The 21,786-nt window shown below is 66.4% G+C and carries 23 protein-coding genes and 1 riboswitch; of the genes, 5 read left to right on the top strand and 18 right to left on the bottom strand.

All coding sequences use genetic code 11. The features are described 5' to 3' along the window. Positions 1–22 precede the first annotated feature (22 nt). The 10 genes from LU671_RS20595 to cobO are packed head-to-tail and all read right to left on the bottom strand — an operon-like array spanning position 23 to position 8,791. Complete coding sequence (locus LU671_RS20595) at positions 23–757, bottom strand: adenosylcobinamide-GDP ribazoletransferase (RefSeq protein WP_232856719.1); 735 nt, start codon at positions 755–757, stop codon at positions 23–25. A gap of 1 nt (position 758) precedes the next feature. Beyond that, positions 759–1,328, bottom strand: a complete 570-nt coding sequence (gene cobC, locus LU671_RS20590; RefSeq protein ID WP_232856718.1) for an alpha-ribazole phosphatase family protein — start codon at positions 1,326–1,328, stop codon at positions 759–761. After that, positions 1,325–2,380: a nicotinate-nucleotide--dimethylbenzimidazole phosphoribosyltransferase gene (gene cobT, locus LU671_RS20585; protein ID WP_232856717.1), complete on the bottom strand. Its 1,056-nt coding sequence runs from the start codon at positions 2,378–2,380 to the stop codon at positions 1,325–1,327. Before cobT ends, cobC begins: the two co-directional genes overlap by 4 nt. Further along, on the bottom strand, positions 2,377–2,898 hold the full coding sequence (gene cobU, locus LU671_RS20580; RefSeq protein ID WP_232856716.1) for a bifunctional adenosylcobinamide kinase/adenosylcobinamide-phosphate guanylyltransferase: 522 nt from the start codon (positions 2,896–2,898) through the stop codon (positions 2,377–2,379). Before cobU ends, cobT begins: the two co-directional genes overlap by 4 nt. A 1-nt stretch (position 2,899) precedes the next feature. After that, positions 2,900–4,354 carry a cobyric acid synthase gene (locus LU671_RS20575; protein WP_232856715.1) on the bottom strand — a complete coding sequence of 485 codons (1,455 nt, stop codon included), beginning with the start codon at positions 4,352–4,354 and terminating at the stop codon, positions 2,900–2,902. Then, the gene (gene cobD, locus LU671_RS20570) at positions 4,351–5,343 is read right to left on the bottom strand and encodes a threonine-phosphate decarboxylase CobD (RefSeq protein WP_232856714.1); all 993 of its coding nucleotides are present in this window, start codon (positions 5,341–5,343) and stop codon (positions 4,351–4,353) included. The genes LU671_RS20575 and cobD overlap by 4 nt, the downstream gene beginning before the upstream one ends. Further along, the gene (cbiB, locus tag LU671_RS20565; protein ID WP_232856712.1) at positions 5,336–6,244 is read right to left on the bottom strand and encodes an adenosylcobinamide-phosphate synthase CbiB; all 909 of its coding nucleotides are present in this window, start codon (positions 6,242–6,244) and stop codon (positions 5,336–5,338) included. The genes cobD and cbiB overlap by 8 nt, the downstream gene beginning before the upstream one ends. Further along, positions 6,241–6,891 carry a 5,6-dimethylbenzimidazole synthase gene (gene bluB, locus LU671_RS20560; RefSeq protein ID WP_028690901.1) on the bottom strand — a complete coding sequence of 217 codons (651 nt, stop codon included), beginning with the start codon at positions 6,889–6,891 and terminating at the stop codon, positions 6,241–6,243. Before bluB ends, cbiB begins: the two co-directional genes overlap by 4 nt. After that, entirely contained in the window at positions 6,888–8,183 is a 1,296-nt protein-coding gene (locus LU671_RS20555) for a cobyrinate a,c-diamide synthase (protein WP_203647682.1), read from the bottom strand. Before LU671_RS20555 ends, bluB begins: the two co-directional genes overlap by 4 nt. Beyond that, complete coding sequence (gene cobO, locus LU671_RS20550) at positions 8,180–8,791, bottom strand: cob(I)yrinic acid a,c-diamide adenosyltransferase (RefSeq protein WP_028690903.1); 612 nt, start codon at positions 8,789–8,791, stop codon at positions 8,180–8,182. Before cobO ends, LU671_RS20555 begins: the two co-directional genes overlap by 4 nt. 113 nt (positions 8,792–8,904) lie before the next feature. Then, positions 8,905–9,123, bottom strand: a riboswitch (cobalamin riboswitch). 154 nt (positions 9,124–9,277) lie between these two features. Between cobO and LU671_RS20545 the strand changes: the two genes are divergently transcribed. After that, complete coding sequence (locus LU671_RS20545; RefSeq protein ID WP_203647683.1) at positions 9,278–9,856, top strand: hypothetical protein; 579 nt, start codon at positions 9,278–9,280, stop codon at positions 9,854–9,856. 11 nt (positions 9,857–9,867) lie between these two features. On the opposite strand, the gene LU671_RS20540 is transcribed toward LU671_RS20545, so the two are convergent. The 6 genes from LU671_RS20540 to LU671_RS20515 all read right to left on the bottom strand — a co-directional run bounded on the left by LU671_RS20540 (position 9,868) and on the right by LU671_RS20515 (position 17,086). Further along, positions 9,868–12,438 carry a dermonecrotic toxin domain-containing protein gene (locus LU671_RS20540; protein WP_232856711.1) on the bottom strand — a complete coding sequence of 857 codons (2,571 nt, stop codon included), beginning with the start codon at positions 12,436–12,438 and terminating at the stop codon, positions 9,868–9,870. 152 nt (positions 12,439–12,590) lie between these two features. Further along, a complete protein-coding gene (locus tag LU671_RS20535) occupies positions 12,591–13,124 on the bottom strand; it encodes a C40 family peptidase (protein WP_232856710.1) in 534 nt (177 codons plus the stop codon). Positions 13,125–13,271: 147 nt separating this feature from the next. Then, a complete protein-coding gene (locus LU671_RS20530; RefSeq protein ID WP_232856709.1) occupies positions 13,272–13,907 on the bottom strand; it encodes a C40 family peptidase in 636 nt (211 codons plus the stop codon). A gap of 125 nt (positions 13,908–14,032) precedes the next feature. Continuing rightward, positions 14,033–14,737: a DnaA regulatory inactivator Hda gene (gene hda, locus LU671_RS20525; protein ID WP_203647685.1), complete on the bottom strand. Its 705-nt coding sequence runs from the start codon at positions 14,735–14,737 to the stop codon at positions 14,033–14,035. A gap of 208 nt (positions 14,738–14,945) precedes the next feature. Continuing rightward, positions 14,946–16,019 (bottom strand): AI-2E family transporter, encoded by a 1,074-nt coding sequence (locus LU671_RS20520; RefSeq protein WP_232856708.1) that lies wholly within the window; start codon positions 16,017–16,019, stop codon positions 14,946–14,948. Positions 16,020–16,030: 11 nt separating this feature from the next. Further along, complete coding sequence (locus LU671_RS20515; RefSeq protein WP_232856707.1) at positions 16,031–17,086, bottom strand: DUF2066 domain-containing protein; 1,056 nt, start codon at positions 17,084–17,086, stop codon at positions 16,031–16,033. Between the two features lie 342 nt (positions 17,087–17,428). On the opposite strand from LU671_RS20515, the gene purM reads away from it, so the two are divergent. The 4 genes from purM to LU671_RS20495 all read left to right on the top strand — a co-directional run bounded on the left by purM (position 17,429) and on the right by LU671_RS20495 (position 20,326). Continuing rightward, entirely contained in the window at positions 17,429–18,487 is a 1,059-nt protein-coding gene (gene purM, locus LU671_RS20510) for a phosphoribosylformylglycinamidine cyclo-ligase (protein WP_232856706.1), read from the top strand. Then, on the top strand, positions 18,487–19,131 hold the full coding sequence (gene purN, locus LU671_RS20505; RefSeq protein ID WP_203647689.1) for a phosphoribosylglycinamide formyltransferase: 645 nt from the start codon (positions 18,487–18,489) through the stop codon (positions 19,129–19,131). Before purM ends, purN begins: the two co-directional genes overlap by 1 nt. An 8-nt stretch (positions 19,132–19,139) precedes the next feature. Then, positions 19,140–19,850 (top strand): DUF3108 domain-containing protein, encoded by a 711-nt coding sequence (locus LU671_RS20500; protein WP_050704538.1) that lies wholly within the window; start codon positions 19,140–19,142, stop codon positions 19,848–19,850. A gap of 293 nt (positions 19,851–20,143) precedes the next feature. Further along, entirely contained in the window at positions 20,144–20,326 is a 183-nt protein-coding gene (locus LU671_RS20495; protein ID WP_203647690.1) for a hypothetical protein, read from the top strand. Between the two features lie 46 nt (positions 20,327–20,372). Here LU671_RS20495 and LU671_RS20490 read toward each other — a convergent pair whose 3' ends face one another. Beyond that, the gene (locus LU671_RS20490; RefSeq protein WP_203647691.1) at positions 20,373–20,912 is read right to left on the bottom strand and encodes a DUF2058 domain-containing protein; all 540 of its coding nucleotides are present in this window, start codon (positions 20,910–20,912) and stop codon (positions 20,373–20,375) included. Positions 20,913–20,938: 26 nt separating this feature from the next. Then, positions 20,939–21,772, bottom strand: a complete 834-nt coding sequence (gene mazG / locus LU671_RS20485) for a nucleoside triphosphate pyrophosphohydrolase (RefSeq protein ID WP_232856705.1) — start codon at positions 21,770–21,772, stop codon at positions 20,939–20,941. Positions 21,773–21,786: the final 14 nt, after the last annotated feature.

The following is a 21,786-nucleotide window of genomic DNA, read 5'->3' as shown; positions in this document are numbered from 1 at the left end:
AGGGGAACGTGTCGGCCTGAAGCTATGCGCGTAGTGCCAGAGTAACCACCACCGTCAATTCCAGCAGTTCCAACAGCGCCCCGGCCGTGTCCCCTGTGGTTCCACCCAAACGACGGCACATCAGCTTACGCAGCCACACGAATACCACCAACGCCGCCAGCAGTGGCCACAGCACCGCCCAGCCTCCCAGCGCCAGTCCGGCCAGCGCAGAAACCAACAATACCCAGTTCGCGCCGCGCCGGGGCAGGTGTTCGGCCAGGGCCGCACCCAACCCACCCGCACGCACGTAAGGCGTGCCGAGAAACAGCCCAAGCATCGCCGCCCTTCCCACCACCGGCGCCAGTACCAGCAGGCCGCCAGCGCCCCGCTCGACCAGCACCCAGAGGGCACAGAACTTCAGCAGCAATACCAGCACCAGCGTGACCACGGCAATCGGCCCGCTGCGCGGGTCCTTCATGATCTGCAAAGTGCGCTCGCGATCGCCGAAGCCCCCCAGCCACGCGTCGGCGCTGTCGGCCAGGCCGTCCAGGTGCAGCGCGCCGCTGAGCAGCACCCACAGCGCCAGCAGCAAGGCCGCGTGCAAGGGCGCCGCGGTGCCTTGCAGCAGATGGCTGGCCAGCCACAACAACAGGCCGAACAGCAGCCCCACCAGCGGATAGCACAGCAGCGAACGCCCCATCTCGCGAGGCTCCGGCATGCCCGGCAAGCGTACCGGCAAGCTACTGAGGAACTGCAGGGCGATCCAGAACGGCAGCATCTCAACCCACCTCGCGCATCTGGCCGTCGTTCTCCAGCATCAGGCGAGCCAGCATGCCATGCCCGACCTCGACCTGAAGCAATTGCTCACGCGGCAAGCCACGTGCCCGCGCCAGGAGAAGACGCATCACCCCGCCATGGGTGACCATCAGCACGCGCTTGCCTGCGTACGCACGGCGCATGCCCTCGACCGCCGCCAGCACCCGTTCGGCAAAGGCCAGCACCGGCTCGCCGCCCGGCGGGGTGAACGCATACGGGTCATTCCAGAACTGCCCCAGGGCATCGGCGTCAACCTGCATGATCTGCGCGGCGCTTTGCCCTTCCCACTCGCCGAAGTGCAGCTCGCGCACACCGGCCTCGCGCAGCACCGGCAAGTTCAGGCGCGCACCCAGCTCATCGGCGAACGCCGCACAGCGCTGCAACGGCGAACTGACCAGCACATCCCAAGGGCCGGCCTCGGCGACAGCCTGGCGCATCTGCGCCCAGCCAGTCTCGGTCAGGGCGTCGTCGAGGCTGCCGCGCAAGCCGCCACCCAGTTCCGTCTCGCCATGGCGCAGCAGTTCGAGGATCATGCCGGGCGATCCGCCACCGCCGCCTCGGCGAAGGTCGCCATCTGTCCGTGCAGGGCGCAGGCCAGGCGGATCAGCGGCACCGCCAGCGCCGCGCCGCTGCCCTCGCCCAGGCGCAGCCCCAGGACCAGCAGCGGCTCGGCCTCCAGGGCCGCCAGCAGGACCTTGTGCCCCGGCTCGGCGCCCTGGTGGGCGAACAGCAACCACGGCAGGCACTGTGGATTGAGGCGTACCGCCACCAGGGCGGCGACACTGCAGATGAAGCCATCGACCAGCACTGCCACGCCATGCTGGGCGCACGCCAGGTAGGCACCGGCCAGGGCGGCGATCTCGAAGCCGCCGACACAGGCCAGCGCCTGCAGCGGCTGGTCGGCACGCAGGCCGTGCAGCACCAAGGCACGTTCGATCACTTCGGCCTTGTGCCGCACGCCGGCGCTGTCCAGGCCGGTGCCCGGCCCGCTCAGTTCACGCGCCGGGCAGCCCAGCAACGTACTGGCCAGCGCCGCCGCTGCGGTGGTGTTGCCGATGCCCATTTCGCCGCCGATAAACAGCTGGGCGCCGTTATCGAGTGCGCGCAAGGCGCTGTCGCGACCGGCCTGCAACGCCGCAGCCAGTTGCGCGTCGGTCATCGCCGGCTGACGGGCGAAGTTGGCGGTGCCGGGCCCGAGGTTCAGGTGATGGACACCGGGCAGTTGCAGGGTCGGGTCGATGGTACCGAGGTCGACCACCTCCAGTTGAGCATCCAGTTGGCGCGCCAGCACGCTGATCGCCGCGCCACCGCCGACGAAGTTGCGCAGCATCTGCCCGGTCACCGCCTGTGGATAGGCGGAGATGCCCTCCTCCACCACGCCATGGTCACCGGCAAAGACCGTGATGGCGATGCGTTCCAGGCTGGGACGCTCCCGCCCTTGCAGGCCGGCCAGGCGGATTGCAAGGTCTTCGAGCTGGCCGAGGGAGCCGGCCGGCTTGGTCAGTTGCTGCTGACGGGCGCGGGCCTGGTCCATGGCGGCGGTGTCGAGGGGTTGGCAGGCATCACGCCACCACATCTGGGTCATAGGGCAGGTCCTTTGAGCATGAGAGGGAGGCCGGCCACGGTCAACACCACGCGCTGGCAGCGTTCGGCCACAGCCTGGTGCAGCGTGCCCGCCAGGTCGACGTAGCGACGGGTCAGTTCACCCATGGGCACCACGCCCAGGCCGGTTTCGTTGCTGACCAGGATGACGGTGCCCGGCAACTGCGCCAGGCACTCGAGCAGTGCGTCGCGCTCCTGCGCCAAGCGCAGGTCATCCTCGAGCATCAGCAGGTTGGTCAGCCACAGGGTCAGGCAGTCCACCAGCAGACAGCGTCCTTCGGCGGCTTCGGCACGCAGTACATCAGCCAGCGCCACGGGCTCCTCCACCAGCCCCCAATGGGCCGGACGGCGCTCGCGGTGCAGGCGCACGCGTTCATTCATCTCGCCATCCAGCGGCCGGCTGGTGGCGATGTAGGTCACCGACAGGCCGCTGGCCTCGGCCAGTTGCTCGGCCAGGCGGCTCTTGCCCGAACGGGCGCCGCCGAGGATCAGGTTGCGCATGTCAGGCGACCCCACACAGTTGGCGCAGGTGCGCGGTGTCCAGGTGCTGCTCGACCAGGTCGGCCAGGCGCTCGATATCGCGTTCGCGCAGAGCCTCGTAGTCGATGGTCTGCACATCGGCCAAACCTGCCCAGCGCAGCAGCGCGGTGCACGACTGGCTGCCCTCGAACAGGCCATGCAGGTAGGTGGCGAGGATCTGTCCGTCGGCGCTTATGGCGCCGTCGGCACGGCCATCGGCCAGTTGCACCGCCGGACGCTCCAGCGCCGGCCCCTGAGTGACACCGGCATGGATCTCGTAACCCGACACCGGGCTCTGTTCGAGGTACAGCGTGCCTGTGACATTGCGCAGCTGCTTCTCGGCCTCCAGCACGGTGCTGTAGGCCAGCAGGCCGAGGCCCGCGCTGGAGCCGGCGGGCCCTTCCAGGCCCAGTGGGTCATGCACCTGCTCGCCGAGCATCTGCAGGCCGCCGCAAATGCCGATGAGCTTGCCGCCGTAGCGCAGGTGCCGGGCGATGGCGGTGTCCCAGCCACGCTCGCGCAGTTGCGCCAGGTCGCCGCGCACGCTCTTGGAGCCTGGCAGGATGATCAGGTCGGCGGGCGGGATCGGCTGGCCCGGGCCGATGAACTGCAGGTCCACCTGCGGATGCAGGCGCAGCGGGTCGAAGTCGGTGTGGTTGCTGATCCGCGGCAGCACCGGGACGATCACCTTGAGCACGCGCTCGCCCTTCGTCCCCTGGCGGGTATCGATACCGTCCTCGGCCTCCAGGTGCAGGTCGGTGACATAGGGCAGCACCCCCAGCACTGGCTTGCCGGTGCGCTGCTCCAGCCAGTCCAGGCCCGGTTGCAGCAAGGCGATGTCGCCACGGAAACGGTTGATGACAAAGCCCTTGACCCGCGCCTGTTCGCTTGCCGACAGCAGCTCCAGGGTGCCGACCAGGTGGGCGAACACGCCGCCCCGGTTGATATCGGCCACCAGGATCACCGGGCAGTCGACCGCCTCGGCGAAGCCCATGTTGGCGATGTCGCCGGCCCGCAGGTTGATCTCCGCCGGGGAGCCGGCACCTTCGACCATCACTACCGGATAGGCTGCGCTCAGGCGCTCGTGGGACGCCAGCACCGCCTGCATGGCGATGGCCTTGTAGTCGTGGTAGGCGACGGCGTTCATGCTGGTCACCGCGCGGCCATGGACGATCACCTGGGCACCAGTATCGCTGTTGGGCTTGAGCAGCACCGGGTTCATGTCGGTGTGCGGCGCCAGCCGGCAGGCCTGGGCCTGCACCGCCTGGGCGCGGCCGATCTCGCCGCCGTCGGCGGTCACGGCGCTGTTGAGGGCCATGTTCTGCGGCTTGAACGGCACCACGGCAACGCCCTGGCGCAGCAGCCAGCGGCACAGGGCGGTGACCAGCGTGCTCTTGCCGGCATCGGAGGTGGTGCCTTGCACCATGAGGGTGGTCATGCCGATTCCTTCTGGTAGTCCGCCAGGGCCTGGGCCAGACGTTGTTCGTCCGCCGCCGTGGCAGGCAGGCCGAAACGCAGCGCGGGCGGCTGCTCGAACAAGCGCACCAGGATGCCACGGCGGGCGAGAAATTCATGCAGGTGCGCGGCACGCTCATCACGCACGTACTGGAACAGGTCGCAGCCACCGCTGGGTGGCAGGCCTGCACCATCAAGCAAGGTGGCCATACGCTGGCTGGTTTGGGCGCAACGGGCAATTTGTGCCTGGTGCGCCGCGTCGTCGGCAAAACACGCCTGCCCCAGCACACGGGTCGGGCCGCTGACGGTCCAGGGCCCGAGTGCCTCGGCCAGGCGTCGCAGCACATCCACCTGGGCGACGACAAACCCCAGCCGCACGCCGGCCAGGCCGAAGAACTTGCCGAACGAGCGCAACACGATCAAGCCCGGTTGCCCGGCCTGATCGACCACACTGTGTTCGGGCGTGTTGTCCATGAAGGCTTCGTCCACCAGCAGCCAGCTACCGCGCTCGGCCAGGCGCGTATGCCAGGCCAGCAGGCGTTCGCGGGTCACCCGGCGGCCAGTGGGGTTGTTGGGGTTGACCAGCACCAGCACGTCGAGGCTGTCGAGCACGTCCTCGACCTCGGTCTCGTCCAGTTCGACCAGCGTGTGCCCTGCCCGTGCCCAGGCATGCGGATGCTCGGCATAGCACGGCGACAGGACCCCGACCCGCCCGACCGGGCGCAAGTACGGCAAGGCCTGGATCGCCGCCTGGGAACCGGCCACCGCCAGCAACGGCTGCGCGCCGTAGTACTGCCGCGCCGCCGCCTCCAGGCCATCCTCGGTCTCCGGCAGGCGGGCCCAGGCCTCCAGCGGAATCGGCGGTATCGGGTAAGGCCATGGCGCGATACCGCTGGACAGGTCGAGCCACTGCTCCCGAGGGATGGCGTACTGTTTCACCGCCCGCAGCAGGCGGCCACCGTGTTCAAGCATTCAGATAGGCTCCCACGCAGATCAACAGCACCCACAGCCACACGCCGCGCTGCACCAGGCTCCAGCCGCGCTCGATGGCATCGGCGTCGGCCATTGACCCTTCACCCAGGCGCGGCCGTTCGTGCAACTCGCCGTGATACACCGCCGGGCCGCCCAGCTCCACGCCCAGCGCACCGGCCCCCGCCGCCATCACCGGGCCGGCGTTCGGGCTGTCCCACAGCGGCGCCTGGCTGCGCCAGCAGGCCAGGGCCAGCCGGGTCTTGCCCAGCAGCGCGTAGGTCAGCGCCACCAGCCTGGCGGGAATATAGTTCAGGCCATCGTCGATGCGCGCCGCGCACCAGCCAAAGCGCTCGAAGCGCTCGTTGCGATAGCCCCACATCGCGTCCAGGGTATTGCTCAGGCGATACAGCACCACCCCCGGCGCGCCGGCCACGACGAACCAGAACAGCGCGGCGAACACCGCGTCGCTGCCGTTCTCCAACACCGACTCAGTAGCCGCCCGGGCCACGGCGGGCTCGTCCAGCTCGCGGGTCTCGCGGCTGACCAGGTAACCGACGCGCCGCCGCGCCTCGGCCAGGTCGCCCTGGCGCAGCGCCTGGGCCACCGGCAGCACATGCTCGCCCAGGCTGCGCAGGCCCAAGGCGCAGTACAGCGCCAGCACATCCACCAGCCAGCCGATATACGGCAGCCACGACAGGATCAGCGCCAGCAGAGTCAGCGGCACCACGGCCAGGAACCACGCGGTAACGCCATGGCTGCGCCAGCCGCGCCCGCCGGCGTTGAAACGTTGTTCCAGGCGCGAGGCGAAGTTGCCGAAACCCACCAGCGGATGACGTCGACGCGGCTCGCCCAGCAGCGCATCCAGGGCCACGCCCGCCACGGTCAGCAAGGCCACGCTCATGGACGCTCTCCCCAATGGTTTTCGTACAGCATCTCGCTCAACGGTCGTTGCTCGGCCCAGTCTTCCAGTACCAACATCGGTGCCGGATAGAACTCGGTCACCGGCCCCAGGCACAGCACCGCCATGGGCTTGGCGCCGGCGGGCATGCCCAGCAGCTCGGCCAGGGCCTCGGGGTCGAACAGCGACACCCAGCCCATGCCCAGCCCTTCGGCACGCGCCGCCAGCCACAGGTTCTGGATGGCGCAGGCCAGCGAGGCCAGGTCCATCTCGGGCAAGGTGCGGCGACCGAAGACGTGCGCCTCGCGCTTGTCCATCAACGCCGCCACCAGCACTTCGGCGCAGTCGTTGATGCCTTCGACCTTGAGCTTCATGAATTCATCGGAGCGCTCGCCCAGGGCCTCGGCGGTGCGTACCCGCTCCTGCTCCACCAGCGCCTGGATCCGCTCGCGCAATGCACGCTGGCTGATACGGATGAAGCGCCACGGCTGCATCAGGCCCACGCTGGGTGCCTGATGGGCGGCGGCGAGCAGGCGCCCGAGCAACTCGGGGGCCACCTCGCCCCCGGCGAAATGGCGCATGTCGCGGCGTTCGCCAATGGCCCGGTAGATGGCCTGGCGTTCGGCTTCACTGTAGGCGTGTCGGCTCATGGTCGCAGCAGCGCCGCCGCCGCATCGGGGTTGGAGGGGAAATAGAAGTGCACGTAGGAGGCGGTCAGGCGCCCCAGGCGATAGACTGCCTCGTTGCCCCGCCCACCGTTGGGGCTCAGGCCACGGGCGATCGGCGCCAGCTCGGTGCTGGTCAGCGAATGGTGGTAGGTGTGGCCACGCAGGGTGCCTTCAGGCAGTTCGACCGCCTGCAGGGCCAGGGCCGCCAGGCGCTTCTGCATGGTTGCCTCGCCCGGCAGCAGGCCCAGCAGCGCGGCGCGCTCGCCCGCCACGTCGGTCAGTGCGTCGAGCAGGTAGAGCATGCCACCGCACTCGGCCAGCAGCGGCTTGCCGGCGGCATGATGGGCGCGGATCGCCTCCAGCATCGGCGCGTTGGCGGCCAGGGCCTGGTGATGCAGCTCAGGGTAGCCGCCGGGCAGGTAGAGGCTGTCCACCACGGGAAGCTCGCGATCATGCACCGGCGAGAAGAACTCCAGCTGCGCACCGAGGCCGCGCAGCAGGTCGAGGTTGGCACCGTAGGTGAACGCAAAGGCTTCGTCGCGGGCCACGCCGATGCGCACCCCGGTCAGCGACGAGGTCACGCTCACCGGCTCAGGCCCGGCAAAACTGACCGGTGGCGGCAACGCGGCATCGCAGCTGGCACCGAGCGCTTCGGCGGCAGCGTCCAGTCGAGCATCCAGATCGTTCAACTCGCTGGCCTGGACCAGGCCGAGGTGGCGGCTGGGCAGCTCGATGCCGCGCTCGCGGGACAACCCGCCGTACCAGCGCAGGCCTTCGGTCAGGCTGCCTTCGAGCAGTTGCGCATGGCGCAGGCTGCCGACCCGGTTGGCCAGCACCCCGGCGAACGGCAGGTCGGGCTGGTAGCGCGCCAGGCCCAGGGCCAGGGCGCCGAAGGTCTGGGCCATGGCGGTGCCGTCAATCACCGCCAGCACCGGCACGCCGAAGTGGCGTGCCAGGTCGGCGCTTGACGGGGTACCGTCGAACAGGCCCATCACGCCTTCGATCAGGATCAGGTCGGCCTCGCCCGCCGCTTCCCACAACAGGCGACGACTTTCCTCGGCGCCAATCATCCACAGGTCGAGCTGGTAGACCGGCGCGCCGCTGGCGCGCTCCAGGATCATCGGATCGAGAAAGTCAGGCCCGCACTTGAACACCCGCACCTTACGCCCGAGGTTGCGGTGCAGGCGAGCCAGGGCGGCGGTGACCGTGGTCTTGCCTTGGCCCGAGGCCGGGGCCGCGATCAGCACGGCGGGACACTGGCGCGACTCACTCACAGTTCGACGCCCTTCTGCGCGCGGATACCGGCCTGGAAGGCGTGCTTGAGCATGCCCATCTCGGTGACGGTGTCGGCCAGTTCGATCATTTCCGGCTTGGCGGCGCGACCGGTGACGATCACATGCTGCATCGGTGGACGGGCCTGGATATCCGAAAGCACCTGATCGAGGTCCAGGTAGCCATGTTTGAGGGCGATATTCAGCTCATCGAGCACGACGAACTGGATCGACGGGTCCTGCAGCAACTGCCGCGACACCGCCCAGGCGGCTTCGGCGGCGGCGATGTCACGCTGACGGTCCTGGGTTTCCCAGGTAAAGCCCTCGCCCATCACGTGGTAGCGCACCTGCTCGGGGAAACGACGGAAGAACAGCTCCTCGCCGGTACTGTTGCGGCCCTTGATGAACTGCACCACGCCGCATTGCATGCCGTGGCCCAGGGCGCGGGCGAGCATGCCGAAGGCCGAGCTGCTCTTGCCCTTGCCATTGCCGGTCAGCACCAGCAGCAGGCCGCATTCGTTGGGGGAATTAGCGATGCGCTCGTCGATGATCGCCTTCTTGCGCTGCATGCGCGCCAGGTGACGTTCGTCGCGTTCGATGGATTCGCTCATCAGGGGTCTCCGCAGGCTGTCGCGGCGGCGGCGACAGATAAAAGGCAGGCAGACGAGGAGCGCGCAGGGGGCATGGCAACGGCCACATCGCACCGCGCATCACCCTCCGTGATGCCGTTTGGCAGTGACAGGCCGGTCTCCGGGCTCATGAGCGGGCGCAGGCCCTGGCCACGCGCCTTCCCGGACTTGGAAATCCAGTGGCCTTGCGTAACCGTCGACTCATCTACCGTTGCGGGGGCAGCGCCGGGCTCGCGCCTGCTGGCGCCCACCGGCTTCCCAGTTTCACCCTGCCGAACCGCGGCTCGCAGGGCACCTGAAACACGCCGCGAAGGTTAGAGGGTTGAATCGGGAGCGTCAATCGAACGAGGGCCGATCTGGCCTGGATCAATGGCCGATCCGCCAGCTTGTGCCACACTCAAAGCAGTGATATCACATAGCCACCATTTTATCGGCTGACCTCGATCACAATGACAAGGAGAGCGCAGCATGCAAGGCCTGATCATCAACAACCCGCGCCTGGAGTTCCTGCGCCCGGCCCTGGAACGCTGGGTCGACTGCATCGACCGCTTCAACCAGCTGCAGGGCGACAACGAGGCACCCTACTGGCACGGCACCGCCGCCAACGTCGGCCTGCTCGCCGCGGCCGCCTGGCAGGGTGAGCTGGTGGCGTTGGAACGGCACATGAGCAAGAAGCAGCGCGACGAGGGCGAGCGCGATGGGCGCTGCGACCTGTCGATCAGCAGCGCCGAGGAGTCGCTGTACCTGCACGCCGGCCAGCGCTGGCCGCGTATCGCCCGCCTCGACCTGACGGCGGCCCTGCAGGAAACCGCCGCCCTGGCCAAGCCGATAGCCTATGGCAGCCAGCTCAAGGCCGGGGCGTTGTTCGTCACCCCGTGGAAGGCCGGCCAGCATGCCAGCCCCGAGGAACTGCAGGACCTGGTGGACGACCTGCAAAAGCACACGGCCTGCGCGATAGCCTGGTACTTCCCGTATGCCTACCGCAAGCTGCATAACGAACTGGGACAGTACTATCCCGGGGTGGCATTGCTGCTCAAGCAGGCTTGATCGGCGCCGCCTCAGTTGGCAGCGGCAGCCGGCGGGTCGACGGGAAAGAAACGCTCTGCCAGCCCAGGCGTCCTGAATCGCACCTTGTAGGCCTGTTCGTCGAACAACAGGCCTGTGCGCAGATCGTAGACCGGCCCGACAGCAGGCTTGGGCACCTGCTGGAGCGTGACATGGACGAAGCGATAGTGCTCACCGTAGACCTGCTCCAGGTTGTCGATCCGGAAGTAGTGGCCCGGCAGGAACAGGGTCTCCCCTTCGTCCCAGTAAAGCGAGAATGCGCTGATCGGCGTGCCCTCCTGGTAACGCCCTAGGGGCAGCTCGAACACCACCGACGTGTCGTCGAACACCCCCGGCAGGTGACCGGGTGCATTGACCGAAGGTTGCGAGGCGAACTCGGCGACCTTGTAGGGATTCTCGGTAAACGAGGTCAGGTCGGTATTGACCAGCACATCGCCAACCCGTATCCGGCCATTGCGATAGTGTTCGCCACTGGTGCCACGCGAAGCATGCCCGCCACGATACAGGCTCACCTCACTGCTCTCGGGCAGTTGCTCCAGGGTATCGGCCAGCTTGGCGATGTAGTCATCCTCGTCGCCATAGCGGTACGTGCCTGAGCGGAACACATCGTTCACCCTCGACTCGTCGCTGGTGTAGTACTCGATCAACGAATTGAAGTACTCGCGATCGTAACGGTAGGAATACTGGACAACGCCCTCCCTCCGCACGCAATCCAGGCCATGCTCGTCCAGCTCGGGAACCTGGTCGCGCGCCAGGCGTGGAATAGGCTGGGGCTCCAGCAATGCCTTCTGGCGGTGCAAGGCATTGGCGGAAAACGCCTTGGCCCGCGCGTCATCCACCACCACGTGGCGGTTCCAGAAGCGCGAGGTGGCGCTGGGCATGCCTTCGACGACGGGAGGCGCGCCACCGGCCAGCCGCGGCGGCACCAGCAGCTCCCATTCGTTACTGTCGCTCAGACGTACCGGATACAGGGGGCCGAAGGCAAAGGGATTGTGCGCGGGCACCACCTGCCAGACCCGCAGTTCATGGTTGTAGCGCACCCGGTAGGACAGGCCGTTGAGCACGATCCAGCAGCTGCCGTGCGCATCGACCCTGATACCCCGCAAGCGCCCGCTGCCTTGCAGCTCCCCCCTCGGCAACACGTTGCTCTCTCGTCCTTCCACCGGCAGCGTGGCGGTCTGCGCCACCTGCCAGCGCTCCAGGTGCACATCCATCTCGCCGGCCGGCGTTTCATAGGCCAGTGAGGCAAAGCTCGACTGAAACCCCAGATCGACCATGTTCAAGGCGGCGAACAGGCTGTCGAGCATGGCATCGCGCAGGGCGCTCTTGCGGCTCTGCTCATCCGCGGCATGCAACGCCGCATCGATGTCCAGGCCCACCTTGCCCAGGCTTGCCCCCAGCAGCATCAGGGTCATTGGCCAACCGAGCGGGGCAAAGCCGCCGAACACCTTGATGAATACCGACAGGTAACCGCTCCACATCGCCTTGCGCAGGTCGGCATTGCCAAGCATCGCCGCGGCGTTGTCATTCATCTCGCCGGTGGCCTGGCTGGCCAGGTATGTGAAGATATCGTCGCTGATCGGCCTTTTCAGGTAACCGAGCAACACCCGTGCCGCTTGCTCGCTCGCACTGTTGGCGATGCTTAGCAGGTGGGTCCTCACCGAGTGGGCGCGCGCGGGATCGCGGGCATCGGTGTGCGCCGCCTTGACGTAGCTGGCCAGGGTGTCGGCATCCTGCAACTGTTCACGCAGCCAGCCCGCCATGGCCTGCTCGGAGTCGAAGCTCTTGAAAGCGTCGCTCGCCCAAGGGCGGTACAGCAGCGTCCGCCCCGTGTCGGTCGCAAAGCTGTAGAGGCAACCACGATCGCCGCGATCGAGCACGTAGCGACAGGCCGAAAACGGGTGCGTGGTGCTGGCCTGTTTCAGCTTGTCCAGGGTCGGCAGCACGCCGCCCTGCAGGCCGTCGGCGACCATCGCCCGCAGCAGCGTCCAGTCGCTTCGACTGATACGTCCGGCCCGCACCGCGCCCGCCCCCTGCCCCAGCAGGTTGACCTTGGCCAGTACGCGAAAATGCTGCGAGTAGGTGTTCCAGAAGCGGCTGATCGCGCCGCGGTAGGCAACGGCGAAGTCCAACGCCCAGAGATCCTCCTGGACCTTGCTGGCAAGCATTGGCACTTCATTGTGTTCGTCGAAACAATCGGCCTGCCGACCCTGGCGGTAGAAACCACCGTACAGGTCGAGTTCGTCGGTCGCTTCCTGGAAATGCGCATCGAAGCGCTTGATCACCAGCTCGACCAGGTGCATCGACTTCAGCGGCGGGCCGCTGTGCTGCCAGCCGGTGAAACTGCGGTGACTGGAACTGGCGGTGGCGAACTGGTGCCACCAGATGAACCGTGGATCGATCGGCTTGCCCGTGTGCTTGAGCACGATGCGTTGCGCATGCTGGGAGGCCAGCACATAGGGGTCGGGGTATTCGCGAATGATCTCGTCGACCAGGCGTACCAGCGGCCGCCCCGCGTCCAACGCCTCGAGACTGCGCTCCACACGCTCCTTGATACTGCTCATGATCCACTCCCGGGATGTCGTTGTCGGACGGACATCCTGGCTCGACGGGAAATGGCAGACGCGGTAGAAGATTGTCGCAGCACCCGCGAAGGCGGTGGATCCTATGACGCGATTGCGGGTAAATCCGCTCCCACAGGCTTAATGAAGCGCCATCAAGGATTCTGCGCCAGGTGGCCCGGCGGCAGTACGCGCTTGGCCTGGAGGTAGGCCTTGGCCCAGTAGCTGTTGGACAGGTAGTCCAGGCGCACGGTCCCGCCCGTCGACGGCGCGTGCACGAAGCGCCCTTCACCGACGTAGATGCCGGCGTGGCTGACCTGCGAACCGCCGCTGGTGGCGAAGAACACCAGATCGCCCGACTGCAGCGCATTGATATCCACGTTCGGCGCGCGCATGACGATCATCTCGCGGGTCGAGCGCGGCAGGCTGATACCCGCCGCGTCACGGTAGACGTAGCCGATCAGGCCGCTGCAATCGAACCCGGCATCCGGCGTGTTGCCCCCCCAGCGATACGGGGTGCCCACCAGGCCGATGGCGCGGAACAGCACATCGTCCGCCGCCGGCGATGAAGGCGCCTGATTGAACACCATCGGCTGTTTGGGCATGGGCGCCGGCGCAGGTGCACGGCTGGAACAGGCCGCGAGCAGGGCCAGCAGGGAGAGGAATGCGAAGCGCGCCAACATCGCCATGATGCGAACGTCCTGTCAGGAACCCTGCGGCCACGGCCGAAGGTCGAAAAGAGTTGAGAATTTAGATTAGACGCTTTCTGTAAATGCGCACGGCGGCGAGCTTTTCAGCTACGCCGCCGTGCGAGGTTACAGCATTTTGATATCAAATCAATTGCGCGAGATCGTGGTCGGCGCCATGGCGAGCGCGCGTTTGGCCTCGATGAAGGTCTTGCTCCAGTAGCGATCGCCCAGGCTGTCGATGCGCACGCCACCGCTGCGGCGGCTGCTGGAGTGGATGAACTGGTTGTCACCCAGGTAGATGCCGGCGTGGCTGACGCGGCCACGGCCGTTGGTGCTGAAGAACAGCAGGTCGCCGGGCTTGAGCTTGTTGCGGGCGACCTTGGGCGCGTCGACGTTGATCATCTCGCGGGTCGAGCGTGGCAGGTTCATGCCCGCCTCTTCGCGGAACAGGTAGCCGATGAAGCCGCTGCAATCGAAGCCGGACTTCTCGGAGGTGCCGCCGAAGCGGTAGCGGGTACCGATCAGGGCCATGCCGCGTTCGAGAATGCTGTCGGCCAGCACAGGCAGCTGGTACGGCTTGCTGTTGCTGGAGAAGGCCTCGAGGTCGTCTTCGCTGGCCAGTTCTTCCTCGGTGAATACGGAAGAGGCGGAAGCCATGGCCTTGACCGATTGCTCGGCGGCCACGCGGTGATCCTGCGAGGGTGCGACCGGGCCGGTGGAGGCGCAGCCGTAAAGTAGGGTGACAAGTGCAAGTGGCACGAGGGGTGCGAAGCGCTTCAGCATGGGCACGACCGTGTCTGTAGTCCTTTAGAAGGGGGAAACTATGCCTTCTATCGGACTCATTTGCAAATTTTATCGAAAAAGATGTGACTTTTCCGTTTTGGCGCTCTGGCACCGTGTTCTCAGGGTCACCAGCCGAGGGTTTCCTTGAGGAACGGGATGGTCAGCTTGCGCTGCGCCTGCAGGGAGGCCTGGTCGAGGCGCTCGAGCAGGTCGAACAGCGCGCTCATGCTGCGCGTACCGCGGGTGAGGATGAAGTGGCCGACTTCGTCGGTCAGGTGCAGACCGCGGCGCGAAGCACGCAGTTGCAAAGCGCGCAGCTTGTCCTCGTCGGACATCCCGCGCATCTGGAAGATCAGTGCCAAGGTCAGCCGCGACTTCAGGTCGGCCAGCTTGATCGGCAGCTCCCGCGGCGAACTGGACGCCGCCAGCAGCAAGCGTCGGCCGCTGTCGCGCAGGCGGTTGAACAGGTGGAACATGGCTTCTTCCCAGTCCGCCTTGCCGGCAATCACATGCAGGTCGTCGATGCACACCAGCTCGTACTGTTCCAGGCGGTCAAGCAGTTCGACGCCGCGATCGAGCAGTTGCGCCAGGGGCAGGTAGACGGCGGGCTCACCCAACTGCTGGAAACGGTGGGTGGCGGCCTGCAACAGATGGGTACGGCCCACGCCCTGTTTGCCCCACAGGTAGATGAGGCTCTCGGTCCAGCCGGCGTCGGCTTCGCACAGCCGCTCGACATAGCCCAGTGCCGCGGCATTGGCGCCGGGGTAGTAGTTGATGAAGGTGGCGTCGTCGCGCAGACGCACACCCAGGGGCAACTGGATCGGTTTCATGCTCGCGGGCGGTCGCGGGGACCACAGGGGGCCTTTGATGAACAGTGTGCAAAGTCTATACCCGCAGCGCGGACGGCACAATCGGCGAGGGGAATAGCGCAAGTAAAATCAATTAGTTGCACTACTTTTAAAGCATCGCGGGGCAAGCCCGCTCCCACGCTGGTACCCCTCACAGGTCGGCGTGGGAGCGGGCTTGCCCCGCGATGGGTCATAGCTCCGGGTCGATCTCCCCGGCATACATGTCCGATTCCTTGTACAGGTCATGCACATGCCGCAGCAGCACCATGATCACCGCCGCCACCGGCAACGCCAGCAACACCCCGGTGAAACCAAACAGCTCGCCGCCGGCCAGGATCGCGAAGATCACCGCCACCGGGTGCAGGCCGATGCGGTCGCCTACCAGCAGCGGCGTCAGCACCATGCCTTCGAGGGCCTGCCCGACCATGAACACCGCAACGATGCCCAGCATCGGGTAAAGCTCGCCGCCGAACTGGAACAACCCGGCGACCAGCGCCGCGCCGATGCCGATGATGAAGCCCATGTACGGCACGATCGCCGCCAGCCCCGCGAGCATGCCGATCAGCAGGCCCAGTTCCAGGCCCACCAGCATCAGGCCGCTGGAATAGATGACGCCCAGCGCCAGCATCACCAGCAACTGCCCACGCACGAACGCCCCCAGCACCTCGTGGCACTCGCCGGCCAACCCCACTACCTGCGGCTCGCGCTGGCGCGGCAGCAGGCTGCGCAGCTTGGCCATCATCAGGTCCCAGTCGCGCAGCAGGTAGAAGCCCACCACCGGGATCAGCACCAGGTTGGCCAGCCAGCCGATCAGCGCCAGGCTCGAGGCGGTGGCCTGGGACAACAGCACGCCGACGATGTCGGTGGTCTGGCCCATGTGCTCGCCGATGGCGGCCTTGATCTTGTCGAACTTCCAGAAGCCATCGGCCAGGCTCAGGCGGCTCTGCACCCAGGGCAGCGCCACGTGCTGCAACCAGTCGAGCATCTGCGGCGCCAGCTCGTACAGGCGTAGCAGCTGCTTGGCCAGCATCGGTACCAGCACCAGCAGCAGGGCCAGGAAGATCAGGGTGAACAGGCTGAACACCACCACCACGCCCCAGGTGCGCGACAGGCCGAGCCGCTCCAGGCGGTCGACCAACGGGTCGGCCAGGTAGGCCAGCAGGATGCCCACCAGGAACGGCGAGAGGATGTTGTGCAAAAAGTACAGCAGCCCGGCGACCACAAAAGCCGCGCCCAACCAGATCCAGCGACGCATATCAATCATTCAAGTATTCCTTACCAGCGAAAACGCAGGCCGTCGAACGGCTTGGCGGCGGTGGCCGGCGGCGTTGCGCCGGCCGGGTCCTGCGCGCTTGGCACAGGTGTGGCGGGAGCAGGCTCGGCGGACAGCTCCTGGAGCTTGGCCAGGCTCAACTGCGCGCGCAGCTGTTCGCGATTGCCGCTGACGCGGTAGGTCAGGGTGCCACCATCGGCCATCTGCAGCCGCGCACCATAAGGCTCGAGCACCCGGCTCAACTCGGCGTAGCGTTGCAGGTTCATGCCCTGGACCTGCACTTGCAGGTCGCTGCTGGCGCCGGGACGGGTGACGTAACGCGGCGCCAGGCGATTGCTCACCGCCAGCAGCACGGCATCGGCCAGGGCCGCCTGGTCGGCGCCCTCGGCGTTGCCCTGCTCACGCTGGTCACCTAGCCACAGCTGCCATTTACCCTGCCACTTGCCGTCAGCCTCGTGGGCGTGCACCGCCAGCAGGGCATCGGCGCCATAGCGTTCGGAGGCCTCGCGCAGCGGCGCCGGGTCGTTGCCTTCGAGCAGCTTGGCATTGGCCACCAGTTGCTCCTGCAGGTCGGCCAACGGCAGGCGCAGGGGCAGGCCACGGTGCTGGGCGGCCCGACGCAGGGGTTCGGCGACGGCCTGGCCATCGCCGACCAGGTTGCTGCCCTCGACGCTGTCGTTGAGCCACCAGCCAAGGATCGACGGCCGGTTGCTGCCCCACAGCGCCAGGCCAGCCTGGCGCAGGGCGCGCTCGGTGCTGCCGGGGTCGAATTCGACCAGCACCGACTCCGGCGGCCCGGCTTCGGTGCCGACCTGGTTGATGATCTGCTGCGGGTCCTTGCGCAGCGCGGCCAGTGCCGGGTTCTGCGCCGCCTTGGGATCGCCGGTCAGGCGCAGCACCAGGGTATCCAGGGCCTTGCCGGTGGCCTGGGCGCGGGCTTCGCTGCCCTGCCCTTCGACGGGCTCGCGCACCTGATACAAGCCGGAGACGGTTTCGGCCTGGGCGACGGTGCCGGCCACAGCCAGGCAGGCGCCCGCGAGGAAATTGAGAAGACGCATTGAGGATTCCTGTCCAGATGACCTTGGGGCGACACGCCCTTGCCTGTCGGCTGTGACCGCGCAACCACGGAAAATGCTCCGCGTTGCCGGCCCGTTACGTGGGTCGCCATGCCTATACCTTATACAGGCACCGGCGCGGCAACCAGTCGCACGGGGTGAAACACGGTTTTTTGCCCAGATTTCCCGCCTGCCCGTCGGCCTGAGGATGGCCGCCTTGGGGCAACCCTGATAAAATCGCGCGCCTTCGCAGACCAGTGACGTACAGGCAGCCGCCGTTTCTGAAACCGGCCTTGGCCGTCCCGGTCGTTTTTCTGAATCCCTCCCTCCTAAAGGCCTGGATCAATGAGCAAGCAACCCTCCCTGAGCTACAAAGACGCCGGTGTAGACATCGACGCCGGCGAAGCACTGGTCGAACGCATCAAGGGCGTCGCCAAGCGCACCGCACGTCCTGAAGTCATGGGTGGCCTGGGCGGCTTCGGCGCCCTCTGCGAGATCCCGGCCGGCTACAAGCAGCCGGTGCTGGTCTCCGGCACCGACGGCGTCGGCACCAAGCTGCGCCTGGCGCTGAACCTGAACAAGCACGACAGCATCGGCCAGGACCTGGTCGCCATGTGCGTCAACGACCTGGTGGTGTGCGGCGCCGAGCCGCTGTTCTTCCTCGACTACTACGCCACCGGCAAGCTCAACGTCGACGTGGCCGCCACCGTGGTCACCGGCATCGGCGCCGGTTGCGAACTGGCCGGTTGCTCGCTGGTCGGTGGTGAAACCGCCGAGATGCCAGGCATGTACGAAGGCGAAGACTACGACCTGGCTGGCTTCTGCGTCGGCGTGGTGGAAAAGGCCGAGATCATCGACGGCTCGAAAGTGGTCACCGGCGACGCCCTGATTGCCCTGCCGTCCTCCGGCCCGCACTCCAATGGCTACTCGCTGATCCGCAAGATCCTCGAGGTTTCCGGCACCGACATCGACAACACCCAGCTCGACGGCAAGCCGCTGGCCGACCTGCTGATGGCGCCGACCCGCATCTACGTCAAGCCGCTGCTGCAACTGATCAAGCAGACCGGCGCGGTAAAGGCCATGGCCCACATCACCGGCGGCGGCCTGCTGGACAACATCCCGCGCGTGCTGCCAAAAGGCGCCCAGGCCGTGGTCAACGTGGCCAGCTGGCAGCGCCCGGCGGTGTTCGACTTCCTGCAGGAAAAAGGCAACGTCGACGAGCATGAAATGCACCGCGTGCTGAACTGCGGCGTGGGCATGGTCATCTGCGTGGCCCAGGATCAGGTCGACAGCGCCCTGAACGTGCTGCGCGCCGAAGGCGAGCAACCGTGGGTGATCGGCCGTATCGACGTGGCCGCCGAAGGCGCCGCCCAGGTCGAGCTGCAGAACCTCAAGGCACACTGATGCCCTGCAATGTAGTCGTGTTGCTGTCGGGCTCCGGCAGCAACCTGCAGGCACTGATCGACAGCAACAGCGCCAGCGACAGCCCGGCACGCATCCGCGCGGTCATCTCGAACCGTGCCGATGCCTATGGCCTCGAGCGCGCCAAGGGCGCCGGCATCGAAACCGCCGTGTTGTCGCACACCGGTTTCGACGGGCGTGAAGCCTTCGACGCGGCGCTGATGGCGCTGATCGATGGCTTCCAACCCGACCTGGTGGTGCTGGCCGGTTTCATGCGCATCCTCAGTGGCGATTTCGTGCGCCACTACCAGGGCCGCCTGCTGAACATCCATCCGTCACTGTTGCCGAAGTACAAAGGCCTGCACACCCACCAGCGCGCGCTGGAAGCGGGTGACGCCGAGCACGGCTGCAGCGTGCACTTCGTCACCGAGGAACTCGATGGCGGGCCTCTGGTCGTACAGGCTGTGGTACCCGTGGCAACGGATGACACCGCGCAGACGCTCGCCCAGCGCGTGCACCTGCAGGAACACCAGATCTACCCGCTGGCGGTGCGCTGGTTCGCCGAAGGACGCTTGCGTCTGGGCGAACAGGGTGCATTACTGGATGGCCAGCCGCTGGCGGCCAGCGGTCACTTGATTCGATCCTAGGAGAATTTATGCGTCGCGCCCTGCTCTTGGCTCTCGCCGTGCTCGCCCTGCCCCTCCAGGCAGCTGATCTGAAGCCTTTCGCGGCCAGCTACACCGCCGACTGGAAACAGCTGCCGATGAGCGGCACCGCCGCACGCAGCCTGGAAAAGAACGCCAACGGCACCTGGAGCCTGAACTTCAAGGCCTCGATGATGATCGCCAGCCTGACCGAGCAAAGCACCCTCAAGTTCGAGAACGACACCCTGCTGCCGCAGCAGTATCACTTCGAACGCGGCGGCCTGGGCAAGGCGAAGAAGGTCGACCTGAACTTCGACTGGGCCGGCAAGAAGATCACCGGCAGCGACCGTGGCGACGCCATCAACCTGCCGCTCAACCGCGGCGTGCTGGACAAGTCGTCCTACCAGCTGGCCCTGCAGCATGACGTGGCCGCCGGCAAGAAGAGCATGACCTACCAGGTGGTCGACGGTGACGAGATCGACACCTACGACTTCCGCGTGCTGGGCACCGAAAAAGTGACCACCAAGACCGGCCAGGTCGACGCGATCAAGGTCGAGCGCGTGCGCGACCCGAGCCAGAGCAAGCGCATCACCGAGCTGTGGTTCGCCAAGGACTGGGACTACCTGCTGGTCCAGCTGCGCCAGGTCGAGACCGATGGCAAGGAGTACGTGATCGTGCTGCAGGATGGCACGGTCGATGGCAAGGCGGTCAAGGGTAACTGATACCGCTGCCTGTAACGCCCGAAGCCCCGCCTCGTGCGGGGCTTTTTTTTGCTGCTGTCCGCCCTCCCCTGTGTAGGAGCGGCCTTGTGCCGCGAAAGGGCCGCAAAGCGGCCCCGGCAATTTCTGCGTCGGTGCTGACATCCTGGGGCTGCTGCGCAGCCCTTTCGCGGCACAAGGCCGCTCCTACATGAAACTTGTTTCATCGCCGTTTTATTTACTTAGCCTGCTAACAAACTCTATAAAGGAGGCCTGCGACACAGTGCCGCAGCCAACCCAAGCAGTGGAGTTTGACGATGACAGTCCAGGTAACCGAACGCGACGAATCGAAAATGTCCCACGAAGGCCAGGCCGCTGGCCTGCGGATCTGGGACGTGCATCAGCAAGGCCAGCTGGTCGGCATGTTCCATGACGAGCAACAGGCTCACCAGTACCGCATGGAGCTGGAATGCCTCGAGCGCCAACGCCCGGCGCAGTGACCCGGCCCTGCAATAAAAAACCCCGCCAAGGCGGGGTTTTTCGTGCTTACCACATCAGATCGTCTGGGATCTTGTAGGCCGCGTAAGGATCGTCCTCGTCCGCTTCCTCGACATGGGTGTTGAGCAGCAGGATACGGTTGGGGTCGCGCTCCTGGATCTTCACTGCCGCCTCGCGCGGGATCACTTCGTAGCCGCCACCATGGGCGACGATGGCCAGCGCGCCATTGCTCAGCTTGCTGCGCATCAGGGCGTTGACGGCGATGCGCTTGACCTTCTTGTCATCGACGAAGTTGTAGTAATCCTCGGTGGTCAGCTTGGGCAGCCGGGTCGCTTCGATCAGTTGCTTGACCTGCGCGGCACGGGCCTTCTGCTCGGCCTTTTCCTGGACCTGGCGGTTCAGCTCCTGGTCCTTCTTGGCCTTCTCGGCCTGGGCTTCCCTGGCCAGGCGCTGCTGGCTGTCGTCCACCTCGACCTGGCCCTTGTGTTCCAGGCGTTTCTGTTTCTTCTCGGCTTTGTTGGTCTGCGAGACCTGTTTCTGGTTGACCAGGCCGGCTTTGAGCAATTGGTCGCGAAGGGAAAGGCTCATGGGTGTTCACTCACTTATGCATCGGCTCAGCCGCAGCTGGGCAGGTTCTTTTCCTGACGCTTGGCCTCGCCCCATAAGGCGTCCAGCTCGTCGAGGGTACGATCTTGAATGTTCAGGCCCTGCTCGCGCAATGCCTGTTCGATAAAACGGAAACGGCGCTCGAATTTACGGTTGGCGCGGCGCAAGGCGTTTTCCGGGTCGTGCTTGAGGTGCCGGGCCAGGTTGACGGTGGCGAACAGCAGGTCGCCCAGCTCGTCCTCCAGCGCCTCGCTGTCTCCATCGGCCATGGCCTGCAGCACTTCGTCGAGCTCCTCGCGGACCTTGTCCAGCACCGGCAACGCCTCGGGCCAGTCGAAGCCGACCGTGGCGGCGCGCTTCTGCAGTTTGGCGGCGCGAGACAGCGCGGGCAAGGCCGCGGGCACGTCGTCGAGCAGCGACAACTGCTCGGGCTCGCTCTTTTCGGCACGCTCCTCGGCCTTGATCTCCTCCCAGCGCGACTTGACCTGGGCCTCGTCGAGCTTGGGTGTGTCCAACGGTGCGTACAGCTCGCCGGTGGGGAATACATGGGGATGGCGGCGGATCAGCTTGCGGGTGATCGAATCGACCACGCCATCGAACTCGAAGCGCCCTTCCTCGCGGGCCAGCTGGCTGTAGTAGACCACCTGGAACAACAGGTCCCCCAGCTCGCCCTGCAGGTGCTCGAAGTCGCCGCGCTCGATGGTGTCGGCGACTTCGTAGGCTTCCTCGAGGGTGTGCGGGACGATACTGGCGTAGTCCTGCTTGAGGTCCCAGGGGCAGCCATATTGCGGATCGCGCAGGCGGGCCATGAGGTGCAGCAGGTCTTCAAGGGTGTAGGTCATGGGTTGTCCTTACC

This window comes from Pseudomonas sp. NMI760_13, assembly GCF_021283245.1.
Lineage (GTDB): Bacteria > Pseudomonadota > Gammaproteobacteria > Pseudomonadales > Pseudomonadaceae > Aquipseudomonas > Aquipseudomonas peradeniyensis.
Note: the sequence above shows the minus strand (reverse complement) of the source record. Positions and strands in the feature narration are given on the sequence as shown.

What these genes read in the sequence shown, in the direction of transcription:
- LU671_RS20595 (WP_232856719.1), bottom strand. Translation starts at nt 757, where the DNA reads ATGCTGCCGTTCTGGATCGCCCTGCAGTTCCTCAGTAGCTTGCCGGTA.
- cobC (WP_232856718.1), bottom strand. Translation starts at nt 1,328, where the DNA reads ATGATCCTCGAACTGCTGCGCCATGGCGAGACGGAACTGGGTGGCGGC.
- cobT (WP_232856717.1), bottom strand. Translation starts at nt 2,380, where the DNA reads ATGACCCAGATGTGGTGGCGTGATGCCTGCCAACCCCTCGACACCGCC.
- cobU (WP_232856716.1), bottom strand. Translation starts at nt 2,898, where the DNA reads ATGCGCAACCTGATCCTCGGCGGCGCCCGTTCGGGCAAGAGCCGCCTG.
- LU671_RS20575 (WP_232856715.1), bottom strand. Translation starts at nt 4,354, where the DNA reads ATGACCACCCTCATGGTGCAAGGCACCACCTCCGATGCCGGCAAGAGC.
- cobD (WP_232856714.1), bottom strand. Translation starts at nt 5,343, where the DNA reads ATGCTTGAACACGGTGGCCGCCTGCTGCGGGCGGTGAAACAGTACGCC.
- cbiB (WP_232856712.1), bottom strand. Translation starts at nt 6,244, where the DNA reads ATGAGCGTGGCCTTGCTGACCGTGGCGGGCGTGGCCCTGGATGCGCTG.
- bluB (WP_028690901.1), bottom strand. Translation starts at nt 6,891, where the DNA reads ATGAGCCGACACGCCTACAGTGAAGCCGAACGCCAGGCCATCTACCGG.
- cobO (WP_028690903.1), bottom strand. Translation starts at nt 8,791, where the DNA reads ATGAGCGAATCCATCGAACGCGACGAACGTCACCTGGCGCGCATGCAG.
- LU671_RS20545 (WP_203647683.1), top strand. Translation starts at nt 9,278, where the DNA reads ATGCAAGGCCTGATCATCAACAACCCGCGCCTGGAGTTCCTGCGCCCG.
- LU671_RS20540 (WP_232856711.1), bottom strand. Translation starts at nt 12,438, where the DNA reads ATGAGCAGTATCAAGGAGCGTGTGGAGCGCAGTCTCGAGGCGTTGGAC.
- LU671_RS20535 (WP_232856710.1), bottom strand. Translation starts at nt 13,124, where the DNA reads ATGGCGATGTTGGCGCGCTTCGCATTCCTCTCCCTGCTGGCCCTGCTC.
- LU671_RS20530 (WP_232856709.1), bottom strand. Translation starts at nt 13,907, where the DNA reads ATGCTGAAGCGCTTCGCACCCCTCGTGCCACTTGCACTTGTCACCCTA.
- hda (WP_203647685.1), bottom strand. Translation starts at nt 14,737, where the DNA reads ATGAAACCGATCCAGTTGCCCCTGGGTGTGCGTCTGCGCGACGACGCC.
- LU671_RS20520 (WP_232856708.1), bottom strand. Translation starts at nt 16,019, where the DNA reads ATGATTGATATGCGTCGCTGGATCTGGTTGGGCGCGGCTTTTGTGGTC.
- LU671_RS20515 (WP_232856707.1), bottom strand. Translation starts at nt 17,086, where the DNA reads ATGCGTCTTCTCAATTTCCTCGCGGGCGCCTGCCTGGCTGTGGCCGGC.
- purM (WP_232856706.1), top strand. Translation starts at nt 17,429, where the DNA reads ATGAGCAAGCAACCCTCCCTGAGCTACAAAGACGCCGGTGTAGACATC.
- purN (WP_203647689.1), top strand. Translation starts at nt 18,487, where the DNA reads ATGCCCTGCAATGTAGTCGTGTTGCTGTCGGGCTCCGGCAGCAACCTG.
- LU671_RS20500 (WP_050704538.1), top strand. Translation starts at nt 19,140, where the DNA reads ATGCGTCGCGCCCTGCTCTTGGCTCTCGCCGTGCTCGCCCTGCCCCTC.
- LU671_RS20495 (WP_203647690.1), top strand. Translation starts at nt 20,144, where the DNA reads ATGACAGTCCAGGTAACCGAACGCGACGAATCGAAAATGTCCCACGAA.
- LU671_RS20490 (WP_203647691.1), bottom strand. Translation starts at nt 20,912, where the DNA reads ATGAGCCTTTCCCTTCGCGACCAATTGCTCAAAGCCGGCCTGGTCAAC.
- mazG (WP_232856705.1), bottom strand. Translation starts at nt 21,772, where the DNA reads ATGACCTACACCCTTGAAGACCTGCTGCACCTCATGGCCCGCCTGCGC.